Genomic DNA, 18,026 nt, shown 5'->3' on the forward strand with positions numbered 1-18,026 from the left:
GTTGGGGCGAGCGACGATATGCGGCGTTGGTCGCGGATCAGGGCGGGGGGAAGCCGACGCTTGTCGCGATTTGCTGCGCGCAGGCGGCGATCATGCCATCAATCGTGATGTCGCTGCGCACACGATGGACATGCATCAACGCACCCAACCGTTCCAGCATCATCATGATCGTCCCCGACGTCGCGGCGGCGGGTGAAAAAGAGGGCGCTCGGCCCGCTTGCTGCGCGATGGTGATCTGGTCTGCAAGCGCCATGAGCAATGCGCGAACCGAATCCTCGCGCACCAGGACGAACCGTTCGTCGCCTTCCTCGGCCGCGAGATTGCGGGTGCGCAGCAAGGCTCGGTGCCCGTCCCAGAAATGAATGTATAATTTGACCAAACTGATGGCCTTTTCCAGGCTGTTGTCCTTTGTCCATTCGCTTTCGAACAGGGCCATGACGGCTGGCGTGCTCTGCACCAGTTCCGCGCTGGCGGCGCAGACAACTTCGATTACGCTGTCGAAATAGAGGTAGAAGGTGGCGGAAGCGGTGTTCGCGCGAGCAGCGATATCCACGACCTTTATGTCGCGAATGGGATTGCTGTTCAGCAGGTCGACGGTCGCGTCGATCAGGCGACGACGGGTCTTCAGACCCTTTGCGCCCATGCGTTGTCCGCTGAGATTCTGTTTAGGTTGCGCCAGCGCGGTTTTCATAATCTTCCCTGAAGCGTCCGTGCCATCTGTCGGGCGCTCGATCTTGTCATTCGACCCGTCTTTGCAGAAGCGATCCCCGCATGCAAATGTGCAAAGGCGGTCCAGCCATGTCGATCCCCATACTATCATGCTGGCACCCGTGCCAAGCCATGCGTAGGATCGGCCTCATGGAGACTGATTTAGCCGATCATCTGGGCGCAGAAGCGTTCGGCCCGCTGGGTGATCGACAGATCATGTGGGTCGATTGCGCAGCGACCGATGCGGAGGGGGCGGCGCGCCGATACAGGCGCGGCACGCGGGCTATCGTCGCGGGGATCGACCGTGCGGGGACGTGTCCACCGCTCGACCCTGCCTCCTTCGATATGCTGCTGACGACCGCGAAGGCGCCGCCATCGCCCTGGGTCGCCGTAGCGGCGGCGCGGCTGGACGATCGGATCGCGGGGATCGAGGCGCACGTCGCTCATGCGCCGCTGGCGGCGGGCATCGCGATCGATGTTGCGCGCGCCTGCGACCATCTGCCGTTCGACCTTGGAATGGCGATGGAGTCGCTGGGCTACTCCACTCTTCTGGCCGGTGACGAATTTCGCGCCTGGCGCAGTCGGGCGCGGGTGCGTGCGGTTGGCGAGGAGGGCGGCGGCCAGCAGGTCCGAGTCGATCGCACCGGCGACCATGTCACGATCACGCTGGCGCGGCCCGACACGCGCAACGCGATGCGCGCGGCGATGCGGGATGCGCTGCACGAGGCGCTGTGCGCCGTGCTGGACGATCCGAGCCTGCCGGATATGACGCTGCGCGCGGCGGGGGCCTGTTTCTCCACGGGTGGCGACCTGGCCGAATTCGGCAGCGCGCACGACATGGCGCAGGCCCATGCGATACGCACGTTGCGATCCTGTGCGGCGCGGCTGCACGCCTTGGGATCGCGCGCGCGGGTCGAATTGCACGGCGCCTGCATCGGATCGGGTATCGAGATCGCCGCCGCCGCCGCACGCCGCATCGCCCGGCCCGGCGCCTTCTTCCAGTTGCCGGAGCTGGGCATGGGCTTGATCCCCGGAGCGGGCGGCACCGTTTCGCTCGCGCGCGCCATCGGGCGGCATCGGGCCAACTATATGCTGCTGAGTGGTCGGCGGATCGCGTTGGCGGAGGCAGTGCAATGGGGTTTGGCAGAGATGTCCGCATGAACGCGGCGCAGCGTGCGGCCGTCTTGCTGGCAGAACGGCTGGAAGTGGCGACAGCCGCTGTTGGCCAACGTGTATCGCTTGATCCGCAGGCGGTGCTGGACCGGAGCGGGGACATCGCCTTGGGCCAGCCAGGGCCGGCATCGCCCAATGGTCATTGCCGGATGCTGGCGGCCGTTGATGGCTGGATCGCGCTCAATCTGGCGCGGCCGAGCGATGTCGAACTGGTGCCTGCGTGGATCGGCGCAGAAACACGCGATGACCCATGGCAGGCGGCCTGCGGCCATGCGGCGGTGACGCCTGTTGCGCAACTGATCGAAATGGGCGCGTTGCTGGGTCTGCCGATTGCGGGAGTGGGCGAGGTGAAGGATGGCAGTCTGTCGCCTGCTCTTGTCACCATGGGTGCGGGCGGCCTGACGACGCCGGTGCCCCAGGTGATCGACCTGTCGAGCCTTTGGGCGGGGCCGCTGTGCGGTGCGATCCTGGCGGCGATGGGCGCGCAGGTGATGCGGATCGAGGATCAGGCGCGACCCGACCCCACCCGTGTTACGACACCGGGCCACTTTGCGCGGTTGAACCAGGGCAAGAGGGAATTGCGCGTGCCGTTTGGGACGGAAGCGGGGCGCGCGCGATTATGGGCCATGGCGTGTGATGCGGACATCATCATCACCAGCGCCCGACCCCGCGCCTTCGGCAGCCTCGGGCTGGATCCTGCAAGGCTGTTCACCGCCAATCCCCGGCTCATTTGGGTCGCGATCACCGGCCAAGGCTTTACTGGAGAACGGGCGGGCCGGGTGGCCTTTGGCGACGACGCGGCGGCCGCAGGCGGCTTGGTCCGCTGGGTCGAGGGCGCCCCGCATTTTCTGGGCGATGCGCTGGCCGATCCGCTGACCGGCATGGCGGCGGCATTGGCAACGATCCCAGCAATGCAGGCGGGCGGCGGCGTGCTGGTGGATGCAGCCATGGCGTCGGTCGCGGCCGGCGCTGCGCGCATGGGGTCATGACAATGCTGCTGCGATCGGTCGAGCTTGAGGGCGATGTCGTCGATGTGCGGATCGCCGGTGGTCGCATCGTACAGATTGGGCCGGGGCTGAGCGGGGACGCAGCGATTGTCGAGGGGCGGGGCGGGGCATTGATACCAGGCTTGGCCGACCATCATCTCCACATCCTGGCCACCGCGGCGCGGCGGGCCTCGGTCGCTATCGACGATGTGGCAGACATCGACGCAATCGCCGCGCGGCTGGCGGCGGTGGAGGGCCTAGGCTGGATTCGGGCGGTGGGTTGTCCTGCGGTGCTGGCCGACGCGATGACGCGCGACGATCTGGACGTGATGGTGCCCGACCGGCCGTTGCGGATGCAGGACCAGACGGGCGCGCTATGGCTGTTGAACGGCGCGGCGCTCGATCGCGTGCTGGCCGGTCTGGGTGCAGGCGACTGGCCCGCCAGCGTCGAGCGCGATGCTAAGGGACGGCCGACGGGTCGCATCTGGCGCGGCGACGACTGGCTGCGCGGGCGCATGGCGACCGATCCGCCCGACCTGGCACCGCTGGGACGGGAACTGGCGCGTTATGGCGTCACCGCGCTCGCCGACGCGAGCGTTTCCAATGATGCGCGATCGGCCGCCTTGCTGGCCGAAGCCGTGCGAACGGGCACCCTGCCCCAGCGGCTGATGCTGATGAGTGCCGGCCCGCTTACGGCCCCTGCGGACGGTGCCTTCACGGTCGGGCCGGTGAAGCTATTGATCGATACGCGCGCGCTGCCACCCTTCGACGCTATGGTGGCGAACATCGCCGATGCCCATGATCGCGGCCGTGCGGCGGCGGTACATTGCGTCACGGCGACCGAATTGGCCTTCACCCTGGCCGCCTTCACCGAAGCGGGGTGCCAGGATGGCGACCGGATCGAACATGGCAGCGTGATTGCGCCCGACGCCATTGCAGCGATCCGTGAAGCAGGCCTGCGGGTCGTGACCCAGGCGGGGTTCATCGCCGCGCGGGGGGACCGCTATCTGCGCGATGTCGCGGCGCAGGATCGGCCAGACCTCTACCGGGCCGCATCCTTGCTGAATGCGGGCATCCGGGTGGCCGGTAGCAGCGATGCCCCCTATGGCCCGCTCGACCCGTGGATCGGCATGGCCACGAGCATCGACCGTAGGGCGCCCTCTGGCGCTGTGATCGGCGCGCTGGAGGGGTTGACGCCGCGCGCTGCGCTCGACCGCTATCTGTCGCCGCTCGACGATCCGGGCGGTCCGGTGCGCCGCGTCGCGGTCGGCGGACCTGCCGACCTCTGTCTGCTCGATCGGCCACTGGATCGGGCGCTTGCCGCCCCGTCATCGGCGCATGTCAGGGCGACCTGGCGAGACGGAACCATGATCTACCGCTACGGTGATATTTGACACTCTAGTGTCAAGATGACATGGGGTGGTCGTTCGACGCGACAATATGGCATCGGCGGGAGAGGCGAGATGACCTTATCTATCGACCTGAGCGGCAAAACGGCGGTCGTTACCGGCGGCGGTGGCGGGCTGGGCCGCGCGATCGGGATTCGTCTGGCGCAGGCGGGCGCCCATGTCGCGATCGGCGACATCGTTCCCGAACGCTGCGAGGAAACCGCGGCCCGTGTGCGTGAGGCCGGGCGCGACGCGCTGCCCTACCCGATGGACGTGATGGACGGCGATCAGGTGCGTGCGCTGGTGGCCGCCGCCGATGCGCGATTCGGCCGGATCGACATATTGGTGAACAATGCGGGCGGCGTGTCGCGCCGGATGTTCGCCGATCAGTCGCAACGCAGCTGGCAGCGCCATATCGACATTAATTTCACCAGCATGTTGGCCGCCACCCATGCCGTCATCCCCATCATGCGGCGCGGCGGGCAGGGCGGCGCGATCGTTGGCGTCAGCAGCATGGAGGGCGCGCGCGCCGCACCCGGCTTTGCCGTCTATGCCGCGTGCAAGGCAGCGATGGAGAGCTTTGCCAAGTCGATCGCGCTGGAACTGTCGGCCGACGGCATCCGCGTCAATTGCATCGCCCCCGACCACAGCGTCACGCCGGGCAATCGCGGCAATCGCGCCGGTCCGGTCGATCCGGCCAGTTGGCTCCAGCCCACCCCGGAAGCGGCGGACGCGATGAACCGCGCCATTCCCCTGGGCCGGGAAGGCGTGGACATGGAATGCGGCGATGCGGTCGCATTCCTGTGCTCGGACCGGGCGAGCTATATCACCGGCATCACCCTGCCGGTCGATGGCGGGACGATGGCGGCATCGGGCTGGCACCGGGCCAGGCAAGGCCATTGGACGCTGGCGGAAGGTCTGGATTTTGGCTGACGCGATCAGGCGCCCGCCGACTGTCGCTCAGGGATGAACGCGCTGATCGACAAGCGCACACCTCGATATAAAGGAGAATGAGATGACTGATGATCCGCACCTGATCTTCACGCCGGACGATGATCGTTATCACCAACTGTCCGACGATCCCTACGAGACGGAAACCAACTGGTGGTCGTTCAATATCCCCGAACGCAAGATCGCCTGCTGGCTCCACACGCCCTATTATCCCAATCGCAAGACCGTGACCTGGCGCATCTTCGTGTGGGACGATCAGGGGATCGAGCCGGGGCGGCTGGCTTATTACAAGAAGGTCGAGGAAGCGCCGATGCCGGACGCGCCGGACCTGCGCGACATCACTTTCCCGCAGGGCGGCTACAGCCTCAAGATGCTGGAGCCGGGGATGCAATATCATCTGGCCTACGAGGATAAGGAGCGCGGCTTCGCGCTCGATTTCACCCACACCGGCGTCCACCCGCCGCACCGTTTCCAGCCAGGCGAGCCGCCCTTCATGCAGACGCCCCATTATGACCAGCTGGGCCATGTCGTGGGCACGATGACGCTGCGCGGCGAGAAGATCGCGATCGACGGGGTGGGCGTGCGCGACCGCACCTGGGGGCCGCGTGGCGGCCCGTACCAGACCAGCCGTAAGAAACATGCCGACGACAGCCAGCGCGTGAAACATCCCGGCGGGCCGCTCTGGCGCCAGATCGAGCGGGAGCGGGGGCGCGGGCGGATCGACTATATCTATGGGCACAGCCTAGATTTCCAGACCGGCTTCCTGGGCTTCGTGCGGATGCAGGATGCCGATGCGAAGGGCTGGGCGCCGATGAATGTCGGCTGGTTGCTCAAGGACGGGGTGTTCGGCGAAATCGACAAGACCGGGTCGCGGATGCTCAATTTCCGCGATCCGGTGGCGGGCTGGAACAGTCATATGCTGGTCGATCTGACCGATACGACCGGGCGCAGGCTGGAGGCGGAGGGTCAGTCCGTCAGCCGCATGAGCGAGGGCGGCTATGGCCTCAACCAGCTGATGCGGTGGGAGATGGACGGCAAGATCGGCTGGGGCGAGGATCAGGATGTATGGGTTGGCGACCATTTCGCGCGGATGCTGAATGCGTTGAGGACTACCCGGTGAGCGACCCCAAGGCGCTTCTGCCCCAGGGTTTGGGCGATGCTGTCGAGCAGGCGGCGGGCGCAGTCATCACGCAGGTGGTGCCGCGCGGCGGTGGCGGCGCCTCCCGCTCCGGCGCGGAGCTGTCGTTGCAATGGCCCGACGGAACCGTCCACCACGCCTATATGAATTATGACGTCGATCGAGCGGGAGCGGGCGACGACGCCGCGTTCCTGCGCGAAGCGGGTATATTGCGTGCCTTGTCCGGACCGCTGCGCGAAGCAGGCGTGCGGACCGCGCCCTACATCACCTCGGTGCCGGATATGCGGGCGCTGGTGACGGCAAAGGTGGCTGGTGAGGCCAATTTCCACACCGTGCGCGATCCCGCTCTGCGCTCCGCCATCGCCGCAGACCTGATGGCGCAACTGGCGGCGCTGCACGGTATCGATGTGGCGACAGTCGACGGACTGGGCGATGTGCACAGCGTTCATGCCGAAATCCTGGCGCGCATCGGGACGATCCGCGCGCATGTCCGCGCGCATGGCGACGATCCGCTGATCCACCTGGCGCTCGACTGGCTGGAGGCGAACATGCCGCCTGAACCGGATCATGTGGTCGTGGTGCATGGCGACTGGGGAGCAGGCAATTTCATGTTCGAGGGTGACCGGGTGACGGCGCTGCTCGATTGGGAACTGGTGCATTTCGGCGATCCGATGGCCGACATGGCGATGCTGTGCCTGCGCGGGCTGTTCCAGCCGCTGGTGCCGTTGCCGGAGGCCTTTGCCGCTTATGAGGCGGCCGGTGGGGACAAGGTCGATCTCGACCGGGTGCGCTACTGGCGTCTGCTGTTCCAGACCGGCTTCGCCAGCCTTGCGCACCATGATGATCCCAATGCGCCACCGCCGCCGAACCTGGGCATGAACATGGTCTATTCCATGGTCCATCGTCGCGTGCTGGCCGATGCGCTGGCGCAAGCGAGCGGCGTCGTCCTGCCCTACGTGGCGATGCCCGATGCCACGCCCGGTGCGCTCGACCGCTCCTTCATCATCGCACTCGACGATCTGCGCGATATCATCGTACCACGCCTCGCCGACCAGCAGGCTTCGGTCAAGGCGAAGGGTTTGGCCCGACTCGTCAAATGGTGGCAGGCCCATGCGCGCTATGGCGCGGGGTATGAAGCGGCGGAGCGCGACGAATTGTCTCACGCGCTGGGGCGATCCTTCACCACACGGGCGCAGGGGCGCAACGCGCTGCGTGACGCGGTGCTGGCCGGGACGATCGACAGGGCGGTCGCGGTTGGGTTGGTCCATGCCCGCGTAACGCGCGAAAATGCGTTGATGGCCGACGCCATGGGTGGCCTGGCCACCACCCGCTGCGCCCCGCTGGAATAGGACGCACGAGCGGCGGCAGCGAACGGTTTTTCCGACGATTTGCGGTCGCCAGCGTAGCTATACGGACCCGGACCGCCATTCGACCCGCAACTTTTCGTCGGCGGTTTACATGTTTCCCTTTGCGCGATAGAAAGACTGACATATTGTCAGCTATTGACCCTGCATATGACGGGGGCTTGACGCAATTGGGAGATGGATGATGCCTGACAGGCCGGTGAGGAAAGCGCGATGACCAAGGTGATGGAGGGCGTGCGGGTTCTGGAAGTCGCGCAATTCACCTATGTGCCTGCCGCAGGCGCGGTGCTGGCCGACTGGGGCGCCGATGTTCTCAAGATCGAGCATCCGGTGCGGGGCGATGCGCAACGGGGCATCCAGATGCTGGCAAAGCTGGCCATCAATCCGCAACGCAGCACGCTCATGCATCACCCCAATCGCGGTAAGCGTTCGATCGGGATCGACGTATCGACGCCGGAGGGGCAGGCGTTGATTTATGAGCTGGCCAAGAGCTGCGACGTCTTCCTGACCAATTATCTGCCCCAGCAGCGGCAGAAGCTGAAGATCGACCTGGACCATATCCGCGCCGCCAATCCCGACATAATCTATGCGCGTGGATCAGCCTTTGGCGAAAAGGGACCAGAGCGGGAGAAGGGCGGCTTCGATTCGACCGCCTTCTGGGCGCGGGGCGGATCGGCCAAGCTGGTCAGTCCGCCGGAATTGGGCGGACCCCTGCTCCAGCCGGGACCGGCCTATGGCGACACGATCGGCGGCATGAACCTGGCGGGTGGCATTGCGGCCGCGCTGTTTCATCGCGAGCGGACCGGCGAGGCAACCGAGGTGGATGTGTCGCTGCTGTCGTCGGGCATCTGGGCGACGGCGTGCAGCATCGATGTGGCGATGGAACTGAACATGGTGCCTTTCCGTTCGGCCATGCCGGGTTGCGAGGATGCGGGCACCAATCCGTTCGTGGGCGTGTTTGAAACGGCCGATGGCGGCCATATCAACCTGACCGTGCTGAAACCCGGCCCGTTCATCCAGGACACGTTCGAGCATCTGCACATCGCCGACCATGCGAGCGACCCGCGCTTTACGACGGATGTGGAACTGATGGCCCATGCCGCCGATGCGCAGGCGCTGGTACGCGCAGCCTTCAAGCAGCATCCGTTCAAATATTGGCTGGAGCGCCTGAAGACGATGAAGGGGCAATGGGCCGCCTATCAGACGGTACTGGACGTTGCGACCGACGAGCAGGTTTTGGCCAACGACCTGATCTTTGAAGTGGAATCCGCCGATGGCGGGCCGCCGATCAAGCTGGTCGCCAATCCTGTCCAGTTCAACAAGGCAGGCGTCCAGTCGACGCGCTCGCCCGAACCCAGCGAACATACCGAATTGGTGCTGATGGAAATGGGCATCGACTGGGATCGTATCGAAGAATTGAAAAGCAAGGGCGCGATCGCCTGATCGCATCTTGGGAGGCAGGGTTTATGCAGTTGAAACCGGGATCGCGCTGGAAGAGCGCGGTATGCGATACCGAAGTCGTCGTGGTACGGCCGCCCAAGGGCGATGTCGTGTTGGAATGCGGCGGCGCGCCGATGATCGCGAAGGATGGGGCGGCACCCGAAGGATTGTCGCTGTCGCCCGAACACGCGAACGGCACGGCGGTGGGCAAGCGCTATTTCGACGAAGGCGTCGGTATCGAAGTGTTGGGCAGCAAGGCGGGCAAGGGATCGCTGTCGGCCAATGGCACGCCGTTGTCGATCAAGGAAGCCAAAGCGCTTCCGGCCTCTGACTGAGCTGGAGTAGCAGCGGCAATGCAGACGCATCTTCTGCTCGAAATGGGCGCGGACAGCTTTCCTGAACGGATCGCCCTTTCGGGTGGCGGTGCGAGTGTGGATTATGGCGAATTGCTGGCGCGGGCGCGCGCCGGCGCTGCCTGGGCGAACGCGCAACCGGGCGCACGGCTGGTGTTCATCGGCCTGAACGGACCGACGCTGCCGGTCGCGCTGTTCGCCAGCGGCCTTGCGGGCAAGCCCTTCGTGCCGATCAACTACCGCCTGTCCGATGCGGACCTTTGCAAGTTGCTGGCCCGTACCGCGCCGTCGATCGCGGTGGTGGACGCCGACATGCTACCGCGCGTGCAGGATGTGGATGGCGTCACCTTCGTCGCTCGCACCGATTTCGATGCGCTGTGCATCGATCGTGTCTGGCGCGCGGTCGATCTGGACTATGCGGACGAGGATATCGCGGTCCTGCTGTTCACCAGCGGCACGACCGGCGAACCCAAGGCCGCGGTGCTGCGTCATGCCAATCTGACATCCTATGTCATTTCGACCGTCGAATTCATGGGCGCGCAGGATGGCGAGGCCGCGCTCGTCAGCGTGCCGCCCTATCATATTGCGGGCATATCGGCGATCCTGACCAACATCTATAATGGCCGCCGGCTGGTCTATCTGGACGCCTTCACGCCCGAACGCTGGGTCGATCGGGTGCAGGCCGAAAAGGTGACGCACGCCATGGTCGTGCCGACGATGCTGGGGCGCATTCTGGACGTGCTGGACGCGCGCGGGGAAAATCTGCCGGAATTACGGGCGCTGTCCTATGGCGGCGGCCGTATGCCGCAGCCAGTGATCGAACGTGCGCTGGCGCACATGCCCCATGTCGATTATGTCAACGCCTATGGCTTGACCGAAACCAGTTCGACCATTGCCGTGCTGGGTCCGCAGGACCATCGCGATGCGATCGGATCGGACGATCCGGTGGTGCGTCGGCGGCTGGGGTCGGTCGGACGGCCGCTGCCCACGCTGGAGTTGGAGATACGCTGCCCCGAAGGGCGGATCGTGGCGGCGGGCGAGTCCGGCGAAATCCATGTGCGCGGCGAGCAAGTGGCAGGCGAATATACCCATAAGAGCGTGCTGAGCGCCGATGGCTGGTTCGCCACCAATGATGCGGGCTGGCTGGACGACGCGGGCTATCTCTATGTCGAAGGGCGACTGGACGATGTCATCGTGCGCGGTGGCGAGAATATCTCGCCCGGCGAGATCGAGGATGTGCTGCGCCAGCATCCCGGCGTCGCCGACGTGGCGGTATTGGGGCTGCCCGACGACCAATGGGGCGAGCGGGTGGCGGCGGTGATCGTGCCGCACGATCCGGCACCGACCGTCCAGCAATTGGCCGATTGGGTGAAGGCGCAATTGCGGTCCACCAAGACGCCGGAAAGTTGGGAATTTCGTGCCGAACTGCCCTATAATGACACCGGCAAGCTGCTGCGTCGCGTGCTGAAGGCGCAACTGTCGAAGGCCTCCGCCAAGGTCTGACCGATGGTCGGGCGGGCCGTCGCGCCCGCCCGACCATCCTCATGTGGTCAGCAGCAGGCATCCTGCGATCGGCCCGCCGCCATTGGCGACGACCGCCACGTGCATCGGCTTGGCCACCTGCCGCGCGCCGCCCTGCCGCCGCAGCTGCACGCAGGCCTCGTGCAATATCCAATAGCCATGCATCCGCCCTGCCGACAGTTGCCCTCCATAGGTGTTGAGCGGCATGGCGCCATCCAGCGCGATCCGGCTCGCCCCCTCCACAAAGGGTCCGGCCTCGCCATCCTTGCAGATGCCCAATGCTTCCAGCCAGGCGAAGGTCAGGAAGGTGAAACCGTCATAGAGTTGGGCAATGTCGATGTCGGACGGGCGCAGCGCGGTCTTGCTCCACATTTCCGCCGCTGCATCGACCGACGCCATTTTGGGATAATCGGGCCGCATCGTCCAGGCGCCTTGGCCCGCGCTGCCGCCAAAGGCTTCGATGCGGATCGGCGGCTGGGGACATTCCGCCGCATAGTCAGGGTGGGAGACGATGATGGCGATGGACCCGTCGATCGGAATGTCGCAGTCGAGCAGGCCGAACGGGGTCGAGATCATCCGCGCATTCATATAATCGTCGAGCGTGAAGGGATCGCGAAAGACCGCCTTGGGATTGAGCGCGGCGTAGCTGCGACTATTGACCGCAAGCCAGCCGAGCTGCTCCTTTGTCGTGCCGTACAGTTCCATATGGCGTCGGCAATGCATGCTGAGCCAGTTGGTGGCGGCATAGGCATGATAGGCGATCAGTTGCGGGGCGTCGGCCATGCCATGGGGCATCTGCACCTGCGCCGCCGATACGGCAGGGCCGCCGCCGAACAGGCCGGTCTTGTCGTTTTCCAACAGGTTGCCGCCCATCATCTTGACCGTGCGATAGACCAGCACATGGCGCGCCAGCCCCGCCTCTACCGCCTCGGCCGCCGCCATGACATAGGAAAGCAGACCGCCGCGATCATAGCCCTCTCCAGCATAGGGCGGGTCGATGCCCAGCGCCGCGCAGGCTGATGCGCGTGGCGTGTCGCCCAGCGTCGCAACGCCGTCCAGATCGGCGGGAATGAGGCCGGCATCGGCGATCGCCATGCGGCTGGACTGGAGCGTGAGGTCAAGATCGCTGTTGGCGGTCTTGCGGCCAATGTCGGAAATACCGATGCCGGAAATCACGGCCTTCCTGTTCGGCATTATCGTCTCTCCTTTTCTCGTTGCGTCTACTGGACAAACTCTCTCCTAGAGCTAGGGTCGCGGCCTTGTCACGGGAGAAATGACAATGAGTCAGTTACAGGTCGCCGAACCGGCGCCGCGGATGCTGGGCATGTTGCCGCAGACCTATCGCAGTTTCTGGACCGGCGGGCAGGATGGCGCACTCCATCTGCTGCGCCATCGCGAGACGGGGCGTTTCATCCACCCCTTCTGGCCCGTGGCCGACGATGATCCGCTGCTGGAAAGCGTGCCGGTCAGCGGGCGTGGAACGGTGTTTACCTATACCGTCAACCATCAGGCCTATAATCCCGCAGTCCAGCCGCCCTATGTGATCGCCATCGTCCAGCTGGACGAGCAGGAGGATTTGCGGATCGCCACCAATATCGTGGATTGCGACCCGCAGGACGTGACAATCGGCATGGCGGTTCAAGTCCGGTTCGAGGCGCAGGGAGGCCTGTTCGTGCCGGTGTTCGTGCCGGCGTAACGCACGAACGGGGGGCGCTGCAATCGGCACGCCCCCCTTTGCCCGGCGGCGGCTTACGGCTTGCGGATCATGCCGCCATCGACGCAGAGCGTCTGGCCGGTGATGAAGGACGCTTCGTCCGACAGCAGGAACAGCACTGCGTTGGCCTGTTCGTCAGTCTCGCCGATGCGGCCCAGCGGCATCTGGCCGACGATCCCAGCGATCACCTTTTCATCGACCTGTTGCATGGCGCCCGTCATCGTCGGCCCCGGCGCGACCCCGTTCACGCGGATTTTCTTGGGGCCAAGCTCGGCCGCCAGGCTCATGGTCAGGCCGTTGGTGCCCAGCTTAGATATGCCATAATAGGCGCCGACCGGCCCGGAGAGATAAGCGGCGGTGGAAGACTGGTTTACGATGGCGCCGCCGCCGCGCGCCTCGATCAGCGGGACGATGGCGCGGGTGACGAACAATGCGCCGTGCAGGTTCACTGCCATGAACTTCATATAATAGTCGATATCGACGCTCATCAGCGGTTCGTAGCGCATCCCGGCAAAGATTGCGGCGTTGTTGACCAGATAGTCGACCCCGCCGAACGCAGCCTTGGCCGCATCCGCCAGCGCCTGGCAGGAAGCTGGATCGGACACGTCGGTCTTCACGAAGATCGCGGCCTCACCGATCTCGCTTGCTACGCGCTGGCCCTGTTCCTCGTTCAGTTCGGCGATGACGACCTTCGCCCCTTCGGCGGCAAGTCGCCTGGCGTAAGTTTCGCCGATACCCTGGCCCGCGCCGGTGACGACGGCGACCTTGTTTGCAAAACGCATATATTCTCCTATTTCGACTTGTCGGTTACCAGGTCAGTTGCAGGTGTGAGACTGAGAGCAAGCCCGGCAGCACTTCCTGTTTGTCGCCCTCGGCAATGCTGAACATCGGTACGCGCGCCAGCCAATGCTCCAGCGCGATCTTCATTTCCTGCCGCGCCAGATGGGCGCCCATGCACAGGTGCGCGCCGCTCGCCAGCGTGAAATGCCGGTTCGCCTTGCGCTCGGGATCGAAGTCGCGCGGGCATTGGAACGCACCGGGATCGAAGTTGGCCACCGACGTCAGCGCCTGCACCCAGTCGCCTTCCTTCATCGCGACGCCGTGCAGGGTCTGGTCCTTCTTGAGCTGGCGAAACGAGAAGACCAGCGGCTGCACACGCAGAAATTCCTCGATCGCGCCGGGGATCAGTGCGGGATTGTCGCGCAGCCGCTGCTGGAGCGCATGGTCGAGCGCCAGCCGACGGAACATCTGCCCCAGCGTCGATGCGACCGTATCCAGCCCGCCCAGCCATAGGAAGAACATGGTGCCGATCTTTTCGTCGGCGGTGAGAGGGCGACCGTCGATCTGACCATTGACGATCTTGGACGACAGACTGTCGTCAGGCTGCAATTCCTTCTGAGCGATGAAATCACGCAGCCACGCCAACACGGCTGCGACCGCCGCGCCCATTTTGGCGAAATCGCGCGAATGGAGGATGTCATATTCCCAGGCGAGAAATTCTTCGAGTACCGCATGGGGGAAGCCCATCAGGTTGAAGAACACTTTGACCGGAAAGACGCGGGCGAAATCATAGGCAAAATCACCGCTGCCCTGGGCCAGGAATGTATCGATCATCTCGTCGCACAGCGCGCGGATGTCGGCGTCCATCTCGGCAACCGCCTTGACCGTGAACCAGGGATTGAGGAAGCGACGATAGGACATATGCTCCGCGCCGTCGAAGGACAGCGGAATGCATTTGAAGGTTTCGCCCAGCAGCTTCTGAAAATCCGCCTGACCGTGCGATCCATAGGTCGCGCTGTCCTGATAGACTTTCGCGCAATCCTTATATTGGGTCAGCACCCAATAGCCGCTGGTGATCCAGGTTGCGGGGAAGGGCGACCACATGACCGGCGGGATGTCCGCCGCCCGCAATCTTTCGGTATGGGCATAGGGTTCGGGGCAACTATTGGGCAATTGGCCCTGATAGGCGCGCAGATCGTAGATCAGGTCGCGCGGCACATGATCGGGTGCTGGCACGTCGATCCGCACAGGTTCTTCGGGCGGTTGGCTCAGCATGATGTCGGCCAGTTCAGCCATGATGGGATTCCTTTGCAAAAACGCTCATTGGCCCGGCAGCGTCAGGCCGCCATCGGCGCCGATCGGCATGTGGGGGCTCCATACGACTTCCCAGCCATTGCCTTCGGGCGAAATAGCCGGAATAAAGGCCCATATCGCGATCGCGCACGGGGCTGGTGACGGTGGCGCCGGCGTCGATCGCCTGCTGGAAATCGCGGTCCACCGCCGCTTTGGATTCGACAAAGATCGCCCAGATCGACTTGACGCCGTCCGCTTTTAGCAGGCCGCTTTCCTGCGCCTGATAATCGGCGTTCAGGAAGACGAGGATCGAAGTCCCGACCTTGTAGAGGACAGACATGTTGGACGCCGGACCCCAGGCGGTCCATCCCAGCCCCTGTTCATAGAATTGACGCAGCGCAGGTACATTCTGCGCCGCAGTCATAATCATGTTGACGCGCGGTTGCATGGCTCACCCTCCCTTGAAGCTGATCGTCTTTATGTTGGTGAATTCGTTGATGCCCTCATGGCCATATTCGCGGCCATAGCCCGACCGCTTGATGCCGCCGAACGGCGCGTGGCTGGACATCTTGCCACCGCCGCCATTGATCGCGACGCCGCCGGTGCGCAGTTGCAGCGCCATTTCATAAGCCTTGCCGACATCGGCGGAAAAGACCGCGCCCGACAGGCCAAAATCGCTGTCGTTGGCGATCGCGACCGCTTCGTCGTCCGTTTCATAACCGATGACGACGCCGATCGGGCCGAACACTTCCTCCTGCGCGATGCGGTGATGATTTTCGACATCCGTGAACAGCGTCGGTTCGTAAAAGAAGCCCTTGTCGAGGCCTGCGGGCCGCTTGCCCCCAGTCACGAGCCTGGCCCCTTGCGACAGGGCGATGTCGACATAATTTTGCGTGCGGGTGCGCGCCACCTCGCGGATCAGCGGACCCATGGTGCTGGCCGGATCGGCTGGATCGCCGACCTTCACATGGCCGACCATCGCCTTCAATGTTTCGACATAGGCGTCCTTGACGGAAACATGGACCAGATGCCGGGTCAGTAACGCGCAGCCCTGGCCGCAATGGATGGTGAAGCCCATCAACCCGTTCATCGCCGCGCCCTGAAGATCCGCGTCGGGGCGCACGATCAGCGCGGACTTGCCGCCCAGTTCCATTACCAGCCGCTTGAGCGTCGGTGCCGACTGGGCTTGGATCAGCGATCCGACCTTGTCCGACCCGGTGAAGCTGACCAGATCGATCCGCTTGTCGGTGGTCAGCGCCTCGCCCGCCGCAATGTCCCCGGTGACGATGTTCAGCACGCCCTTGGGCAGGCCGACCTCTTCAGCGATCTCGCCCAGGATCAGCGCTTCGAACGGGGTGTAGGGCGATGGCTTGAGGATGACGGTATTGCCCATCAACAAGGCCGGTACGACCTTGCCGACATTAAGGAAGAAGGGGAAATTATAGGGCGTTATCGCGGACACGACGCCGACCGGATCGCGCACCATGACACCCGCGCCCAGCGTCGTCGTGCCCTGCGCATTGGGGGCGGTTTCGACGGGCAGCGGGGTGATCGCAGGGCGGCCCGACAACTCGATCGCGGCGCGGGCGTGCTGCATCGGTATGCCATATTGCAGGAACTGCGCGAGCATCTGGGTCGACCCGGCTTCGGCGACGATCAGGGCAATGATCTCCTGCGCGCGACGTTCGATGGCGTCCAGAAATTCGCTCATCTTCGCCTGGCGTTCGCGTTGCGACAGGCGCGGCCAGGGGCCTTTGTGGAATGCGTCATGGGCCGCCGCGATCGCCGCTTCGACATGATCCGCCGTGCCGACCGGCGCTTCGCCGATACTGTCTTCGGTCGCGGGGTTGATGATCGTTTCCAACTGGTCGGTCGTCATCCATTCGCCGTTGATATACAGCGCGTTCCTGGTCTTCAGCATAGTCATCCGATGTCCTCTCGAAGGGGCGGTGTCTTTTGGGGATCAGTCTTCCGGCGCGAGCGTGACGCACAGGCCGTCGAGCGCATCGTTCAGCAGAATCTGGCAGGACAGGCGGGACGTTGCGGTGCGGTGATCGCTGCTGTCGAGCAGCTCATTCTCATCTGCGTCCGCCAGGCCGACCATGCCGATCCAGCGATCGTCGATGATGACATGACAGGTCGCGCAACTCAGGCAGCCGCCGCACAGCGCCAGCATGTCATCGACGCCCGAATCGCGCGCCGCCTCCATCAGGCTCGACCCTGATGCGGCATTCATCATGTGCACATCGCCATTTCGCAGGATCATTCGAACGCCGACCATTCATCTCTCTCCACCGTCCACCTGCCGACTCCACGACACGGAACTCAAATCTTCTATTGTTCCGTATTACGATACAACAAATAGATTATGTTGCAAGCGCCTTGGCCGCGACCGGATCGCGCCATACGCATTGCGTGGGGTGTCGGTTTCGGGGAGAACATCCCGTCATGATCGATGCGACCCCAATCACGCGGCAGGGCGATCCGCCCGGTGACCGGAACCAACATGGCCAGGCGATGGGCGCCAAGGGGATCAAGACGCGGCGGCGCCTGATCGACGCCACTGTGGCCCTGCTGGAGGACAAAAGCTTGCGCGACCTGCGCGTGGCGGAAATCGCGCGGCGCGCGCGCACATCGCCGGCAACCTTCTACATCTATTTTTCCGATGCTCAGGACGTGGTGCTGGCGGCTATCAGGGAATTGCCGCAGAGTACGCCGCAGGTGATGGCGCTGGCCGAAATCGACTGGCGCGCCGTAGATGTCAGGGCACGGGCCGAGGATCTGCTGCGCGTCTACGCGGCTTTCTGGCAGCAACATGCCCGCCTGTTTCAGGCCAGAAACCTGGCGGCCGAAGAGGGCGATGCCCGCTTTATCGAAGCCCGGATGGAATCTATTCGTCCTTTGCTCCAGCGCTTTTCAGAGGCGGTTGCCGCGGCGCAGTCGGACCGACGGATGCCGGACGATCTGGACGCCTATGCAACCGCAGGCGCGCTGATCGCCATGATCGAGCGGATAGCGGCCACCGTGCGGACCTATAGTCGAGGCAGCGACTCGGACAATCATGGACCGATGGTGTCGGCCGCCTATATTCTGGCCACGACGCTGGGTTGCCGATAAGCTCGCGACACTTCTCCAAAAACCGACAATCCTGCGCGCCAATTGTCGCTTGCAAAGATGCAGCCCGAGGCATAGAAATGACGAACCATCAGCTTTTAAG

At 64.3% G+C, this 18,026-nt stretch carries 18 protein-coding genes; 11 read left to right on the forward strand and 7 right to left on the reverse strand.

Features of this window, described 5'->3' with window-relative positions; genetic code table 11:
• Nucleotides 1-37 precede the first annotated feature (37 nt).
• Nucleotides 38-691, reverse strand: a complete 654-nt coding sequence (locus tag CEQ44_RS01485) for a TetR family transcriptional regulator (RefSeq protein ID WP_176400276.1) — start codon at nt 689-691, stop codon at nt 38-40.
• 167 nt (nt 692-858) lie between these two features.
• Here CEQ44_RS01485 and CEQ44_RS01490 point away from each other — a divergent pair, with 167 nt between their 5' ends.
• The 9 genes from CEQ44_RS01490 (at nt 859) to CEQ44_RS01530 (ending at nt 11,004) form a co-directional block, all read left to right on the forward strand.
• Nucleotides 859-1,869, forward strand: coding sequence for an enoyl-CoA hydratase/isomerase family protein (locus CEQ44_RS01490; RefSeq protein WP_176400275.1), 1,011 nt, complete (start codon nt 859-861; stop codon nt 1,867-1,869).
• Complete coding sequence (locus CEQ44_RS01495; protein WP_088183501.1) at nt 1,842-2,870, forward strand: CoA transferase; 1,029 nt, start codon at nt 1,842-1,844, stop codon at nt 2,868-2,870. The genes CEQ44_RS01490 and CEQ44_RS01495 overlap by 28 nt, the downstream gene beginning before the upstream one ends.
• Nucleotides 2,867-4,261: an amidohydrolase family protein gene (locus CEQ44_RS01500; RefSeq protein ID WP_088183500.1), complete on the forward strand. Its 1,395-nt coding sequence runs from the start codon at nt 2,867-2,869 to the stop codon at nt 4,259-4,261. Before CEQ44_RS01495 ends, CEQ44_RS01500 begins: the two co-directional genes overlap by 4 nt.
• Nucleotides 4,262-4,330: 69 nt before the next feature.
• Entirely contained in the window at nt 4,331-5,188 is an 858-nt protein-coding gene (locus CEQ44_RS01505) for an SDR family NAD(P)-dependent oxidoreductase (RefSeq protein ID WP_088183499.1), read from the forward strand.
• 82 nt (nt 5,189-5,270) lie between these two features.
• Nucleotides 5,271-6,326, forward strand: a complete 1,056-nt coding sequence (locus CEQ44_RS01510; RefSeq protein ID WP_088183498.1) for a hypothetical protein — start codon at nt 5,271-5,273, stop codon at nt 6,324-6,326.
• Nucleotides 6,323-7,693, forward strand: coding sequence for a phosphotransferase family protein (locus tag CEQ44_RS01515; RefSeq protein ID WP_176400273.1), 1,371 nt, complete (start codon nt 6,323-6,325; stop codon nt 7,691-7,693). The genes CEQ44_RS01510 and CEQ44_RS01515 overlap by 4 nt, the downstream gene beginning before the upstream one ends.
• A gap of 228 nt (nt 7,694-7,921) precedes the next feature.
• Nucleotides 7,922-9,151, forward strand: a complete 1,230-nt coding sequence (locus CEQ44_RS01520; RefSeq protein ID WP_088183496.1) for a CaiB/BaiF CoA-transferase family protein — start codon at nt 7,922-7,924, stop codon at nt 9,149-9,151.
• Between the two features lie 23 nt (nt 9,152-9,174).
• Nucleotides 9,175-9,483, forward strand: a complete 309-nt coding sequence (locus tag CEQ44_RS01525; protein WP_088183495.1) for a hypothetical protein — start codon at nt 9,175-9,177, stop codon at nt 9,481-9,483.
• Between the two features lie 18 nt (nt 9,484-9,501).
• On the forward strand, nt 9,502-11,004 hold the full coding sequence (locus CEQ44_RS01530) for a class I adenylate-forming enzyme family protein (protein ID WP_088183494.1): 1,503 nt from the start codon (nt 9,502-9,504) through the stop codon (nt 11,002-11,004).
• A 39-nt stretch (nt 11,005-11,043) separates the two neighbouring features.
• Here CEQ44_RS01530 and CEQ44_RS01535 read toward each other — a convergent pair whose 3' ends face one another.
• On the reverse strand, nt 11,044-12,216 hold the full coding sequence (locus tag CEQ44_RS01535) for a thiolase family protein (RefSeq protein ID WP_088190027.1): 1,173 nt from the start codon (nt 12,214-12,216) through the stop codon (nt 11,044-11,046).
• Nucleotides 12,217-12,301: 85 nt separating this feature from the next.
• Here CEQ44_RS01535 and CEQ44_RS01540 point away from each other — a divergent pair, with 85 nt between their 5' ends.
• On the forward strand, nt 12,302-12,718 hold the full coding sequence (locus tag CEQ44_RS01540) for a Zn-ribbon domain-containing OB-fold protein (RefSeq protein WP_217895000.1): 417 nt from the start codon (nt 12,302-12,304) through the stop codon (nt 12,716-12,718).
• Between the two features lie 53 nt (nt 12,719-12,771).
• Here the strand turns inward: CEQ44_RS01540 and CEQ44_RS01545 are convergent, their stop codons facing one another.
• The 5 genes from CEQ44_RS01545 to CEQ44_RS01565 are packed head-to-tail and all read right to left on the reverse strand — an operon-like array spanning nt 12,772 to nt 17,090.
• The gene (locus tag CEQ44_RS01545; protein ID WP_088183493.1) at nt 12,772-13,518 is read right to left on the reverse strand and encodes an SDR family oxidoreductase; all 747 of its coding nucleotides are present in this window, start codon (nt 13,516-13,518) and stop codon (nt 12,772-12,774) included.
• Between the two features lie 25 nt (nt 13,519-13,543).
• Nucleotides 13,544-14,812, reverse strand: a complete 1,269-nt coding sequence (locus tag CEQ44_RS01550; protein ID WP_254913947.1) for a cytochrome P450 — start codon at nt 14,810-14,812, stop codon at nt 13,544-13,546.
• Complete coding sequence (locus CEQ44_RS01555) at nt 14,805-15,239, reverse strand: VOC family protein (protein WP_144036350.1); 435 nt, start codon at nt 15,237-15,239, stop codon at nt 14,805-14,807. Before CEQ44_RS01555 ends, CEQ44_RS01550 begins: the two co-directional genes overlap by 8 nt.
• A gap of 21 nt (nt 15,240-15,260) precedes the next feature.
• A complete protein-coding gene (locus tag CEQ44_RS01560) occupies nt 15,261-16,736 on the reverse strand; it encodes an aldehyde dehydrogenase family protein (RefSeq protein ID WP_088183491.1) in 1,476 nt (491 codons plus the stop codon).
• A gap of 36 nt (nt 16,737-16,772) precedes the next feature.
• Nucleotides 16,773-17,090: a 2Fe-2S iron-sulfur cluster-binding protein gene (locus CEQ44_RS01565; protein ID WP_088183515.1), complete on the reverse strand. Its 318-nt coding sequence runs from the start codon at nt 17,088-17,090 to the stop codon at nt 16,773-16,775.
• Between the two features lie 167 nt (nt 17,091-17,257).
• Here CEQ44_RS01565 and CEQ44_RS01570 point away from each other — a divergent pair, with 167 nt between their 5' ends.
• Nucleotides 17,258-17,926, forward strand: coding sequence for a TetR family transcriptional regulator (locus tag CEQ44_RS01570; protein WP_176400272.1), 669 nt, complete (start codon nt 17,258-17,260; stop codon nt 17,924-17,926).
• Nucleotides 17,927-18,026 lie beyond the last annotated feature (100 nt).

This window comes from Sphingobium sp. Z007 (assembly GCF_900013425.1).
Classification (GTDB): Bacteria; Pseudomonadota; Alphaproteobacteria; order Sphingomonadales; family Sphingomonadaceae; genus Sphingobium.

Coding starts and splice junctions, on each gene's coding strand:
- CEQ44_RS01485 (WP_176400276.1), bottom strand. CDS start 691: ATGAAAACCGCGCTGGCGCAACCTAAACAGAATCTCAGCGGACAACGC.
- CEQ44_RS01490 (WP_176400275.1), top strand. CDS start 859: ATGGAGACTGATTTAGCCGATCATCTGGGCGCAGAAGCGTTCGGCCCG.
- CEQ44_RS01495 (WP_088183501.1), top strand. CDS start 1,842: ATGGGGTTTGGCAGAGATGTCCGCATGAACGCGGCGCAGCGTGCGGCC.
- CEQ44_RS01500 (WP_088183500.1), top strand. CDS start 2,867: ATGACAATGCTGCTGCGATCGGTCGAGCTTGAGGGCGATGTCGTCGAT.
- CEQ44_RS01505 (WP_088183499.1), top strand. CDS start 4,331: ATGACCTTATCTATCGACCTGAGCGGCAAAACGGCGGTCGTTACCGGC.
- CEQ44_RS01510 (WP_088183498.1), top strand. CDS start 5,271: ATGACTGATGATCCGCACCTGATCTTCACGCCGGACGATGATCGTTAT.
- CEQ44_RS01520 (WP_088183496.1), top strand. CDS start 7,922: ATGACCAAGGTGATGGAGGGCGTGCGGGTTCTGGAAGTCGCGCAATTC.
- CEQ44_RS01525 (WP_088183495.1), top strand. CDS start 9,175: ATGCAGTTGAAACCGGGATCGCGCTGGAAGAGCGCGGTATGCGATACC.
- CEQ44_RS01530 (WP_088183494.1), top strand. CDS start 9,502: ATGCAGACGCATCTTCTGCTCGAAATGGGCGCGGACAGCTTTCCTGAA.
- CEQ44_RS01535 (WP_088190027.1), bottom strand. CDS start 12,216: ATGCCGAACAGGAAGGCCGTGATTTCCGGCATCGGTATTTCCGACATT.
- CEQ44_RS01540 (WP_217895000.1), top strand. CDS start 12,302: ATGAGTCAGTTACAGGTCGCCGAACCGGCGCCGCGGATGCTGGGCATG.
- CEQ44_RS01545 (WP_088183493.1), bottom strand. CDS start 13,518: ATGCGTTTTGCAAACAAGGTCGCCGTCGTCACCGGCGCGGGCCAGGGT.
- CEQ44_RS01550 (WP_254913947.1), bottom strand. CDS start 14,812: ATGGCTGAACTGGCCGACATCATGCTGAGCCAACCGCCCGAAGAACCT.
- CEQ44_RS01555 (WP_144036350.1), bottom strand. CDS start 15,239: ATGATTATGACTGCGGCGCAGAATGTACCTGCGCTGCGTCAATTCTAT.
- CEQ44_RS01560 (WP_088183491.1), bottom strand. CDS start 16,736: ATGACTATGCTGAAGACCAGGAACGCGCTGTATATCAACGGCGAATGG.
- CEQ44_RS01565 (WP_088183515.1), bottom strand. CDS start 17,090: ATGGTCGGCGTTCGAATGATCCTGCGAAATGGCGATGTGCACATGATG.
- CEQ44_RS01570 (WP_176400272.1), top strand. CDS start 17,258: ATGATCGATGCGACCCCAATCACGCGGCAGGGCGATCCGCCCGGTGAC.